Origin of the sequence: Ensifer sp. 1H6 (assembly GCF_001976035.1) — a bacterium.
Lineage (GTDB): Bacteria > Pseudomonadota > Alphaproteobacteria > Rhizobiales > Rhizobiaceae > Ensifer > Ensifer canadensis.
The window spans coordinates 49969-61055 of the sequence record NZ_MOAI01000010.1 but is presented as its reverse complement, the minus strand read 5'-3'; the positions used below and the strand labels follow the sequence as shown (position 1 = coordinate 61055).

Annotated in this window: 14 protein-coding genes; 5 read left to right on the top strand and 9 right to left on the bottom strand. The window is 62.5% G+C overall.

Annotated features, from left to right (window positions below):
* Positions 1–46 precede the first annotated feature (46 nt).
* Together BKP54_RS13770 and BKP54_RS13765 are read right to left on the bottom strand one after the other, a co-directional pair.
* Positions 47–883, bottom strand: coding sequence for a DsbA family protein (locus tag BKP54_RS13770; protein WP_081788840.1), 837 nt, complete (start codon positions 881–883; stop codon positions 47–49).
* A gap of 120 nt (positions 884–1003) precedes the next feature.
* A complete protein-coding gene (locus BKP54_RS13765) occupies positions 1004–1510 on the bottom strand; it encodes a DUF721 domain-containing protein (protein WP_025426202.1) in 507 nt (168 codons plus the stop codon).
* A gap of 93 nt (positions 1511–1603) precedes the next feature.
* On the opposite strand from BKP54_RS13765, the gene mutY reads away from it, so the two are divergent.
* Both mutY and BKP54_RS13755 read left to right on the top strand, forming a co-directional pair.
* On the top strand, positions 1604–2695 hold the full coding sequence (gene mutY, locus BKP54_RS13760) for an A/G-specific adenine glycosylase (RefSeq protein WP_025426201.1): 1092 nt from the start codon (positions 1604–1606) through the stop codon (positions 2693–2695).
* Positions 2696–2740: 45 nt separating this feature from the next.
* On the top strand, positions 2741–3358 hold the full coding sequence (locus BKP54_RS13755; protein WP_038575950.1) for an HAD family phosphatase: 618 nt from the start codon (positions 2741–2743) through the stop codon (positions 3356–3358).
* Positions 3359–3517: 159 nt separating this feature from the next.
* Here BKP54_RS13755 and BKP54_RS13750 read toward each other — a convergent pair whose 3' ends face one another.
* The 3 genes from BKP54_RS13750 to BKP54_RS13740 form a co-directional block, all read right to left on the bottom strand.
* On the bottom strand, positions 3518–4648 hold the full coding sequence (locus tag BKP54_RS13750; RefSeq protein ID WP_025426200.1) for a site-specific DNA-methyltransferase: 1131 nt from the start codon (positions 4646–4648) through the stop codon (positions 3518–3520).
* Between the two features lie 138 nt (positions 4649–4786).
* The gene (locus BKP54_RS13745) at positions 4787–5134 is read right to left on the bottom strand and encodes an antibiotic biosynthesis monooxygenase (RefSeq protein ID WP_025426199.1); all 348 of its coding nucleotides are present in this window, start codon (positions 5132–5134) and stop codon (positions 4787–4789) included.
* A gap of 4 nt (positions 5135–5138) precedes the next feature.
* Positions 5139–5459, bottom strand: a complete 321-nt coding sequence (locus tag BKP54_RS13740; RefSeq protein WP_025426198.1) for an NIPSNAP family protein — start codon at positions 5457–5459, stop codon at positions 5139–5141.
* 80 nt (positions 5460–5539) lie between these two features.
* On the opposite strand from BKP54_RS13740, the gene BKP54_RS13735 reads away from it, so the two are divergent.
* On the top strand, positions 5540–6220 hold the full coding sequence (locus tag BKP54_RS13735; RefSeq protein WP_025426197.1) for a winged helix-turn-helix domain-containing protein: 681 nt from the start codon (positions 5540–5542) through the stop codon (positions 6218–6220).
* Here the strand turns inward: BKP54_RS13735 and BKP54_RS13730 are convergent.
* The 3 genes from BKP54_RS13730 to BKP54_RS13720 form a co-directional block, all read right to left on the bottom strand.
* Positions 6200–6595: a DUF1284 domain-containing protein gene (locus BKP54_RS13730; RefSeq protein WP_025426196.1), complete on the bottom strand. Its 396-nt coding sequence runs from the start codon at positions 6593–6595 to the stop codon at positions 6200–6202. The two genes, BKP54_RS13735 and BKP54_RS13730, sit on opposite strands and share 21 nt — an antisense overlap.
* Positions 6592–7185, bottom strand: a complete 594-nt coding sequence (locus BKP54_RS13725) for a biotin transporter BioY (protein ID WP_025426195.1) — start codon at positions 7183–7185, stop codon at positions 6592–6594. Before BKP54_RS13725 ends, BKP54_RS13730 begins: the two co-directional genes overlap by 4 nt.
* A gap of 219 nt (positions 7186–7404) precedes the next feature.
* On the bottom strand, positions 7405–8073 hold the full coding sequence (locus BKP54_RS13720; protein WP_057211508.1) for a GntR family transcriptional regulator: 669 nt from the start codon (positions 8071–8073) through the stop codon (positions 7405–7407).
* A gap of 179 nt (positions 8074–8252) precedes the next feature.
* On the opposite strand from BKP54_RS13720, the gene BKP54_RS13715 reads away from it, so the two are divergent.
* Positions 8253–8948, top strand: coding sequence for an HAD family hydrolase (locus tag BKP54_RS13715; RefSeq protein ID WP_025426193.1), 696 nt, complete (start codon positions 8253–8255; stop codon positions 8946–8948).
* A gap of 226 nt (positions 8949–9174) precedes the next feature.
* On the top strand, positions 9175–10281 hold the full coding sequence (locus BKP54_RS13710) for an ABC transporter substrate-binding protein (protein ID WP_025426192.1): 1107 nt from the start codon (positions 9175–9177) through the stop codon (positions 10279–10281).
* A gap of 177 nt (positions 10282–10458) precedes the next feature.
* On the opposite strand, the gene BKP54_RS13705 is transcribed toward BKP54_RS13710, so the two are convergent.
* Positions 10459–11007, bottom strand: a complete 549-nt coding sequence (locus BKP54_RS13705) for a hypothetical protein (protein ID WP_025426191.1) — start codon at positions 11005–11007, stop codon at positions 10459–10461.
* Between the last annotated feature and the right edge of the window lie 80 nt (positions 11008–11087).

Sequence of the window (11087 nt, the reverse complement as noted above, 5' to 3'; positions counted from 1 at the left end):
GGGCGCACGGCTGCTGCCGTCGCCCGTTTTCAGGAAAAGCGAAGGATCAGAGCTTGCTGTCGATGAGGGCCGACATGACGTCAACCGACATATCCCCAGAATAGTGCTCTCCATTGACGAAGAAGGTCGGCGTCGATTGTACGCCAAAGTCCTTTGCGCCCCGCTGCATAACTGCGTTCACATCATCCAGAAGTTTTTGGTTCGTCAAGCAGGACTCGAAGCTCTCCTGTGTAAAACCGGCAAGTTTGGACATCTGCAGCAATGCGTCGCGACCATTCTGAGCGGCAGCCCACTGCTGCTGCTGCTTGAACAGCATCGAGATCATCGGGAAATACTGGCCCTCTGGGGCGCAGCGCGCCAGCATGAAGGCGGCAGCAGCGCGCGGATCGAACGGGAATTCGCGCAGGACGAAACGAACCTTGCCGCTGTCGATGTACTTCGTCTTGATCGCTTCGAAGGTGTTGTTGTGGAAGGCGGCGCAATGCGGGCAGGTCATCGACATGTATTCGACGATCGTTACCGGGGCGTTGGCATCGCCGACCGCCATTTCCGGCAGCGCTCCGGGCTCGAGCAGCTTGGCCATGTCGACGGAGCCTTCCGAGCTCGGCAGCTCGACCTTTGCCGGAGCGGCGGTCGACTGGGCAACTTCGGTGCCGGCGGGCTTGGCTTGCGCGGTCGTTGTCGGAGCAGCCGTCGTCGAAGCGGTCGTCATCGCGTCGGCCGGCTTGGCGTCGGCCTTGGCGGCCGTTTCCGTGGTTTCGGTCGGGGTCGCCGAAGCCTGCTCCTTCTTCTCGTCGCTGCAGGCGGCAAGCACAAGAGCGACGGTCGCGATGGCAACACCGCTGAGCAGGCGTTTCGAAAGGTTCATTGCGGAAGCGGACATGAATTTTACCCGTGTTCGGAGGGAATTGCAGTGCGGATTCGATATCTTGCCGCGCGCGGGGCGGCAAGGGGCAGCGTTTCAACAGAATTCAAAGAATTGTGACCGCCTGATGGTGCTGGCCTAACGCCGGCGTGGAGACATGACTGCGGTCCCGAGCCGTCGCAGCGCCGCCTTCAGCTCTTCGCTCTCGATACCCTCGACCATGGTTTCGAGTTTGCGGGCCGGTTCGCCGGAAAGCGGGCTTGGCTTGCGATTGCGTTTTGGCGGCGGCGATACCGGCTTTTGCACGATCCGCAGCTGGCCGATGGCATAAAAGCCGAAGAAGCCGTTGATACGCTGGATCAGCTCGCCCTGTGCATGGGTGAGGAAAAGCGCACGCGCGCCCTCGCAGGCAACGGTGAGCACGCCGGGCTGATGGCCGCCCTCGCCGGCAATCTCCGAGGCGCGTCGCGGCCAGGCGATCTTTTCCGGCCGGGTGCAGTCGGCAAAGTCCGCGCCGGCGATCTCGTCCCAGGAGCCGAGCAGCATGGTGTTGATGCCGGCGCGCTTGGCGAGCACCGGATCGATCAGGCCGTTGGCGACCTCGCTGATCTGGACCACACCCCTGCGGGACTTCTGTTCACTCACGAACGCGACTTTCTGTATGCAATGTCGATTGAGCCTTGATGCGCCGGCTCGCCTTCTCCAAGTATAGGCCGGAAAAGGAACTTCCGGCAAATCATGGCAAATACGATCACGGCGGCGAAGGCCGCTCCGCTTCTTCTTGAATGGTACGACCGGCACCACCGCGAGCTTCCGTGGCGGGTCTCGCCGTCGATGGCGCGGCAAGGCGTGGTCGCGAACCCATACCATATCTGGATGTCGGAGGTCATGCTGCAGCAGACGACCGTGCAGGCGGTGAAGGCCTATTTCGAGAAGTTCCTGACCTTGTGGCCGGCGGTCGAAAATCTCGCCGCCGCCGACAATGAAGACGTGATGAAGGCCTGGGCCGGCCTCGGCTACTACGCACGGGCGCGCAACCTGAAGAAATGCGCCGAGGCCGTCGCCCGCGATCATGGCGGCCGTTTCCCGGACACGGAAGAAGGGCTGAAGGCCCTGCCCGGCATCGGCGACTATACGGCCGCCGCCGTCGCCGCCATCGCCTTCAACCGCCAGAGCGCCGTACTTGACGGCAATGTCGAGCGGGTGATCTCGCGGCTCTATGCCATCGAAACGCCGCTGCCGGCGGCCAAGCCGGAAATGCGTAGCCAAGTCGCGGCCTTGACGCCCACCGACCGGCCCGGCGATTTCGCCCAGGCGATGATGGATCTCGGCGCGACGATCTGCACGCCGAAGCGCCCCGCCTGTTCGCTCTGTCCCTTCCGGCCACACTGTCTGGCGCTTTCCGTCTCCGACCCCGAGACTTTTCCGCGCAAGGCAAAGAAGAAGGACAAGCCGCTGAGGCTCGGCGCCGCCTTCGTGGCGATCGATGCCCGCGACACGGTCTATCTGCGCAAGCGCAGCGAAACCGGCCTACTCGGTGGCATGACCGAAGTGCCCGGCACGGCGTGGACGGCGCGGCAAGACGGCGAGACTTCAGTCGAGGCCCAGCCCTTTGCGGCGGCCTGGGAAGACTGCGGCACGATCACCCATGTGTTTACGCATTTCGAGTTGCGCCTGTCGGTCTACCGGGCCAATGTCGCGCGCGCCGAGACCGGAAACGACGGCTGGTGGGAGCCGGTCGCTTCGCTGAAAACCCAGGCGTTGCCGACGGTTATGAAGAAGGCGATCGCCCAGGCGATACCAGATGCCTTCAAGGCCGAGCGCGTCTAGCGTAGACGCGCGGCGCTGTAAAAGTTCGTAAAGAGGAACAGGTTCATGAGCAGCATCGAAATCCGCCACATCGTCTTCGACATCGGCAGGGTGCTGATCCACTACGACCCGAATCTGCCTTTCAGCCGCATCATTCCCGACGAGGCCGAGCGGCAGTGGTTCTTCGCCAATGTCTGCTCCCACGACTGGAACATCGAGCAGGACCGCGGCCGCTCCTGGGAAGAAGCCGAGGCTCTGCTGATCAAGGATCACCCTGAACGGGAAGAGCATATCCGCGCCTTCCGCAAGCACTGGCAGGAGATGGTCCCGCACGCCTATGTCGAAACGGTTTCCCTGATGGAGAACCTGATCGCCGAGGGGCGCGACGTGACGATGCTGACCAACTTCGCCTCCGATACGTTCCGCGAGGCGCTGCAGCTCTATCCGTTCCTCACCCTGCCGCGCGGCGTCACCGTGTCGGGCGATGTCGGCCTGATCAAGCCGGATGTGGCGATCTACGAGACTCATGCCCGCAACTTCGACCTCGATCCGCCAGCGACACTGTTCATCGACGACAGCATGCCCAATGTCGAGGGCGCGCGCCTCGCCGGCTGGTACGCGGTGCATTTCACCGACCCGGAGAAGCTGAAGGCCGATCTCGCGGCCTATGGCATCCAGCGCTGACATGGCAGCGCGCCAATAGCTGGAAGTCCCCGAGGTTGAGGGAAACATACAAACGCCCGGAAACCTTGCGGATTCCGGGCGTTTAAAGCTCTCCTTCCGGGACTGAAGGTACAAAAACCGGGCAGAGGGCTTTTCGAAGGACCTGGCGGAACTGGTTGATCAGTTCAGTTTTGCCAGGTCATTTCGAATGACGGTTCTGAGTTCGTCGATGGGCTTCAGGATGTTCCCATCTTCGAAGTGCCAGAATGTCCATCCATTGCAGGCATCCAGACCCTGGACCTTGGCGCCCAGGCGATGAATGGAGCCGGCCTCGCCACCGGAGGCAAGCGTGCCGTCGGCGCGCACGATGGCACTATGACGCCGCCTGGCGTCGGTCAGGACGGTGCCGGGCTTGATCAATCCGCTTTCGATCAGCGTATTGAATGCCACGCGCGGCTCGGCCTTCTTGCCGGTCATCACAGAAAGCATGGCCTTGCCGAGCGGCTCGACGGCGTCGATGCGCGCCGATGCCGCGTCGATGTAATCCTGTTCGCGCTCGATACCGACGAAGTGACGGCCGAGGCGCTTGGCAACGGCGCCGGTGGTGCCGGAGCCGAAGAACGGATCGAGGATGACGTCGCCGGGCTTGGTCGATGCCATCATGATGCGGGCAAGCAGCGCTTCCGGCTTCTGGGTCGGGTGCACCTTCTTGCCATCGTCGCCCTTGAGGCGCTCGTGACCCGAGCAGATCGGAAACAGCCAATCGGAGCGCATCTGCACGTCGTCATTGGCCGCCTTCATTGCATCGTAGTTGAAGGTGTAGCCCTTGGCGCTGGCGTTCGGCGTCGCCCAGATCAGCGTTTCATGGGCGTTCTGGAACCGGCGGCCCTTGAAGTTCGGCATCGGGTTGGTCTTGCGCCAGATGATGTCGTTGAGGATCCAGAAATGCAGGTCCTGGAGGATGGCGCCGACGCGGAAGATGTTGTGGTAGGAGCCGATGACCCAAAGCGTTCCGGTCGGCTTCAGCACGCGACGGCAGGCAAGCAGCCAGGCGCGGGTGAAGGCGTCATAGGCTTCGAAGGAAGCAAACTGGTCCCACTCGTCATCGACGGCGTCGACGACCGACTGGTCGGGGCGGGTCAGCATGCCGCCAAGCTGCAGGTTGTAGGGCGGATCGGCGAAAACGACATCCACCGAATTGTCGGGAAGCGCATTGAGCGCTGCCACGCAGTCACCCTTGATGATGGAATCGAGCCAGCCCAGCGGACGGGTGGAACGGGAGACTTCGGCAAGCGAAACAACTGATGACATGGACAACTCGCAAATACGCTTACTCGGGACGGACTATGGAGCGTATGGTTACCGAAGATGGTTACCAAAGCCTGAAGGTCATCAGGAAAAATTTTGTAATTGCGATGCATAGCCAACCGCTTGGCATGCCGATGGCCCTCAAGCCTCGTGGAAGGCGCGGCTGTCGACCGGCGCCTGATGCCGCTCGTTCATGCCATAGTCGCGAACGACTGACGCGATGCGCAGACGGTAGTCGGCAAAGACGCCGTGACGGCCGGCCTCCTGGGCGGCGCGGTGCTCGGCGCCGTTGCGCCATTCCTTAACGGCGGCCTCATCGCGCCAGAACGAAAGCGACAGGACCTTGTTCGGATCGGCAAGGCTTTGAAAGCGCTCGATCGAGATGAACCCGTCGATGCCGTCCAGCAGCGGGCGCAGGTCGGCGGCGATGCCGAGATAGGTATCGCGACGACCCTCGGCCGGCAGTACTTCAAAGATAACGGTGATCATGAGCTCAGTCCCTTCCAGCCGGTGACGAAACGTTTTTCAGGAAGATGCGATCCTCCTTCAGAATAAAACGCTCTTTGCGCGCGAATGCGTAGTTCTCGCTGCCCAGAGGGTCGGCGGCAAGCCGGGCGCGATAGGCCTCATAGGCAGCAAGGCTGTCGATATTGTAGACGCCATAGGCGGTTGTCGCCGAACCTTCGTGCGGCCCGAAATAGCCGATCAGGTCGGCGCCGCAGCGCGGGATCGCCTCACCCCAGTTGCGGGAATAGGCGGCGAATTCCTCCTTCTTGAAGGGGTCGATTTCGTAGCGGATGAAGCAGGTGATCATCTTGAGTTCCTCGTGTTTGTCTTTCGATGAACCCACTATGCCCGCTTGCCGGCCTTTGATGCTTCGATTACCATCGAAGTATGAAGGAAGGTCCAGACATCGCACTCATCGGCTCGCTGATCGGCGACCCTGCCCGCGCCAACATGCTGACCGCGCTGATGGCCGGGCGCGCACTGACGCCGACAGAGCTTGCGGCCCATGCCGGCATCACGCTGCAGACGGCGAGTTCCCATCTTTCCAAGCTCGAGGCCGGGGGCCTGCTGACCCAGCGTAAACAGGGCCGTCACCGCTACTACCAGCTGGCCGAAGACGAGGTCGGGCTGATGCTAGAGAACCTCATGGGATTTGCCGCCAGCCGCGGCATGAACCGGCATCGCCCCGGGCCCAGGGATCCGGCCCTGCGCAAGGCCCGTGTCTGCTACAACCACCTAGCCGGTGACTACGGCGTGCGCATGCTCGACAGCCTGATCGCGGCGAAACAGATCGAGGTCGCCGGCGACGATCTCGCCTTGACCGATACGGGCCAGATCCGCATCGAGGCGCTCGGCATAAGCTACGCATCGCTGAAGAAATCCCGCCGGCCAATCTGCCGAACTTGCCTCGACTGGAGCGAGAGACGCTCGCATCTGGCAGGCTCGCTGGGCGAGGCGCTGCTGACGCTGTTCATCGACAAGGGCTGGGCAAAACGCGAGAACAACAGCCGCGCCATCCGCTTCACCGATAGCGGCGAAAGGGCCTTTTCAGACCTCTTCCCGCAGTGAACACGGGTCCGTGCCTGCTCGCACCAGAACATCCCTAAAACCGCTATCGGCAACGCGGCTACAGAGGCCGGCCCATTCGCATTCGACACAGACCGCCGCGGCCTTTCCGTCGGCGACTGATCTGTCGAGGATGTTCGCGATGGCCGCGAGTGCAAGACTGTCTCGCCGTGCAATGCTGTCTTCCCGGCAATGGGCACCGGCGTCACACAACATCGGCACGCAAATATCGTCCGGGCCGTCGACAACCGTGACGCTTTCACCTGACGACAGGCGTTCGGCGATCCTGACATAGTTGCGCGTGAACGTGGGCGTGTAGCCCTCGCCCACGAAGGTCAGCAGGCACAGCAGATGGTGCCCGCGCAGCCGGACCGTCAAAGCAGGTCCGTCGGCTTCTGCACATAGCGCTGGACGGCTTTCAGCACGGCCGCCGCAAGTGCCGACTTCAGCACCGCGCCGAGCACGAAGGGCGCAGCACCGAGTGCGATTGCCTGTTCGAAACCGATCAACGTCGCAAGCCAGGCGGCGCCAACTGCAAGGCACAGCATGTTGGCGGCGAAATGGGCGGAGAAGCTCAGGACAACGCGATCGCCGGTCCAGCCGCGCTGTGCCAGCCAGCCGGCGATACCAGCGACCAAAGGAAAGGCGGCGAGATAACCGGCCGTCGGCCCTGCGAAATGGGCAAGACCGCCGGCGCCATTGGCAAGAACCGGAAGCCCGAGCATGGCCTCAGTCAGCCAGGTAAGGACGGTGGCAACGCCAAGCCGCCAACCATAGATGACGCCGATCATCGTGATGGCAAAGGTCTGCATGGTCACCGGCACCGGGACCATCGGCACGCTGATCTGCGAGGAGAGCGCGAGAAAGCCGGTGCCGAGAAGCACGAACAGCGCCTTGACCGGCCAGGCTTTACCGTCGAGGCGGAGCGGATCGAAGAGGGGCGCGTGGGCGGAAGCGAGATTGGACATCTGGGTCTCCGTGGGTTGCATTCACGATTATAGATAATTTTTTATTCTATCTATAAGATGGCCGCACTAGCCCACTGACGTACCAGTCAATCCGAGACCGACAACGGCGCGCAAAATCGCACGTCGATTCCATCAACAGACTGAAAAACAAGGCAAATAAATTATCTATAATTTTGCGCCCATGGCGGCGACCCAAGCGTAACGGTTGCGCTCAAAGACCTATCCGACGATGGAAAACGCCTCTCGCGTCTCGCCGGCAGCTGTCTTGACCGGCGTCTTGCCAATCCAGCCGACATGGCGCGCGAGGATTTTGGCTGCCTCGTCGCCCCGCCCTTCCCGCAAGGCGGCAAGGATCGCGCGGTGGTCATGGTCGGTGCGCGCTTCCCAGCTGCTCCTCCAGGCCGAAAACAGAAAGCGGGCGCTGGCGGCATGCAGGTCGTCGATCGAGGCGAGCAGTCGCGGCATGCCGCAGGGCTCCAGGATCAGCCGATGGAAAGCGCGGTTGGCAGCCTCCCAGGAACGGACGTCGCGCGACGTGTCCGCGGCGACCGTTGCCGCCTCGGCACGATCGAGGATGGCAGCGGTCAGATGTGGGATCGCATGGCGCAGCGCCAGCACCTCGAGAACCGCCCGCATTTCGGCGACCTCGCGGACTTCCTTGAGGTCGAACGCCGCAACACGAACGCCGCGACGTGGCTCGCTGACGGCAAGCCCCTGCGCCTCCAAAAGCCGGAACGCTTCGCGCACCGGCACGTGGCTGGCGCCGAATTCCTCGGCGATGTGATCCTGGCGCAGGCGCTCGCCCGGCGTCAGCACACCCGAGATGATCCTCTCGGCCAGTACCCGGCTGATGCGGCTTGCGATCGTATCGTCCCGTTGCTTGTTCATCGGCTACAGATAGAGGTGCCGGCAGGACCTGTCGAGCAAGCGACTGCGGCCTTTCGACGATTTCCAAAGGTTGAGATTTCGGCCGCCATCGTATAAACCTTCGGCGTACAAAAGCACGCGCCGCGAAAGCGATCTCCCCCTGCCTGTGGCGCCTCCTTCTCCCAGGGAAACTGACCTAAATGAACGGTATCGACCTCATCATCTTCGATTGCGACGGCGTTCTCGTCGATTCGGAAATCATCGCCTCGGAAGTCGAGGCGGCCCTTTTGACCGAAGCAGGCTATCCGATCAGCACCGAGGAGATGGCAGAGCGCTTTGCCGGCATGACCTGGCAGAACACGCTGCTGCAGATCGAAAAGGAAGCGAGCATCCCGCTTTCGGCCTCGCTCATCAGCAAGGTCGACACGATCCTCGACGAACGCCTCGCGCGCGATCTCAAGATCATCGAAGGCGTCAAGCCGATGCTGGCGCAGCTGACGCTGCCGCACTGCATCTGCTCCAACTCGACCTCGGCGCGGCTCGCGATGATGCTCGGCAAGGTCGGGATCAAGGATCATTTCGGCCGCCATATCTATTCCGCCCGCGACCTTGGAGCGGACCGCGTCAAGCCGAAGCCGGACATCTTCCTGCACGGCGCCAAGCAGATGGGCGTCGCCCCTTCCCGCATCCTGGTCATCGAGGACTCCGTTCACGGCATCCATGGAGCGCGCGCAGCGGGCATGCGCGTCGTCGGCTTTACCGGCGGCTCGCACACCCATCCCTCGCATGCCGACCAGCTGACCGATGCCGGCGCCGAAACGGTGATTTCCCGCATGTCGGCGCTGCCGGGCGTGATCGCCGCTCTATCCGAGTGGTCGGAGTCGATGACGGCCTGATCCGGCAAAGCCGGGCGCTAGCCGCTACAGACCCTTTCGCTCCGGATGTTCACCGGGGCGGGAAAAAGCTCTCGGCCATCACGGCGGGCGTCCGATTAGGCGCCGAGGGACAGGATGTCACATTGATGTGCCATGGCTGTCCCTCCGAAGATCTCCCCGGTTTTCGCACCGCGCACGAGGGCCATATCAGCCAAGCCCCTCAGGGGTATTTCTAGGAGGAAACATCATGCGTCTTTCAATGTTGACGGGCCTGACCCTGGCGGCCAGCGTTGCCTTCGGGCCGTTCGCCTTTGCCGATATCACCGTTGGCGTCATCACGCCGCTCACCGGCCCGGTCGCGGCCTATGGCGAGCAGGTCAAGAACGGCGCGGAAGCTGCCGCGGAGGAGATCAACAAAGCCGGCGGCATCAACGGCGAAAAGATCGTGCTGAAGATGATGGACGATGCCGGCGACCCGAAGCAGGCCGTATCGGTAGCAAACCAGGCTGCTGGTGAAGGCATCCACTTCGTCGTCGGTCCGGTGCTTTCAGGCACCTCGATGGCGGCGTCCGACGTTCTCGCCGAAAACGGCATCCTGATGATAACGCCGACGGCGACCACGCCCGATCTGACCACCCGCGGTCTGTGGAACGTGCTGCGCACCTGCGGTCGCGACGACCAGCAGGCTGAGGTTGCCGCTGCCTATGTGGTCAAGAACCTTAAGGACAAGCGCGTCGCCGTCCTGCACGACAAGGCTCCCTACGGCAAGGGCCTCGCCGACGGCTTCAAGAAGGGGATCAACGCAGGCGGTATCACCGAAGTCGTCTACGAAGGCCTCAACCCGGGCGACAAGGACTTCAGCGCCATCGTCACCCGTCTGAAGGCGGAAAAGGTCGATGTCGTCTACTTCGGCGGCTATCATCCGGAAGGCGGCCTGCTCGCACGCCAGATGCGCGACCAGGGTGTGACAGCGCAGATCTTCGGCGGCGACGGCCTGTCGAACACCGAGTTCTGGGCGATCGGCGGCGACGCTGCGACCGGCACGATCTACACCAACGCAAGCGACGCGACCCGCAACCCGGCGTCGGCTCCGGCCGTCGAGGCACTGAAGGCGAAGAACATTCCGGCCGAAGCCTTCACCCTTAACGCCTATGCGGCAGTGCAGGTCCTGAAGGCCGGCATCGAAAAGGCCGGCTCCGCCGAGGATGCGACCGCCGTTGCGACCGCGATCAAGTCCGGCGAAGCGATCGACACCGTGCTCGGCAAGCTCACCTACGGCGAAGCTGGCGACCTCACCTCGCAGGCTTTCTCGCTCTACAAGTGGGAAGGCGGCAAGAGCGTCGCTGCCGAGTAATCCGGTACAGTCACCAAATGAAAACGCCGGGGCTTGCCCCGGCGTTTTTCGTTTCAGGCAGCTGCTACAGCGCCGCGCATCTTAATTAGACGCGCAAAAGTTGCGTAGCACTTTGAATTGCTGCATGTTTTTATCCTTAAATCGAATAGGATTTAAGGAAACATGCGGCAGAGCCGCTTACTTCTTGCGCTTTGCCGGCGGACCTTCGTCGAAGCCGACGAAGACCTTGGCGTTGGAGCCTGCGCCGGCCGGGAGCGCGACGTCCGTCTTGGTGAAGACGAACTGCGTCGAGCCGTTTGCCGGGATCTCAACGACATGCTGCGTCAGCTCGGAATAGAGCGTCTTGTCTTCGTCGACCGCTGCGACGCGGATCGGCATTGTGATCTTGCCGGGACCGCCTGCGGGACCGCTGACGACCCGACCCTGAACCACGACGGTCACCGTGAGCGCGGTTTCGCTCTGCACGCATTGCCGCGTCGTATCGGCGAGCGACGCCTGATAGATGACCTTGGTCGGATCGTCCTTGCCGCCCTTGGCGTAGGTGCGGAACGACGAGGTGCCTTCTCTCAAAACCACCTGCGGGCATGCAGCCTGGACAACGGCCGGCGTAGCTGCTGCGGCACTGCCGCCCGCATCGATCGCTCCGCCGGATTGCGTCTTGTTACAGCCGGCGAGGATCGCGAGAAAGGATATTGCGAGGACAGGCCGGGATACTTTGCCAAACACGTTGAACAACCTCTACTGAACCGGTTGAAACTCCTTGACCGAAATCTCGGCCGGAAGGCCTTTCATGGCCTTCGGGCATC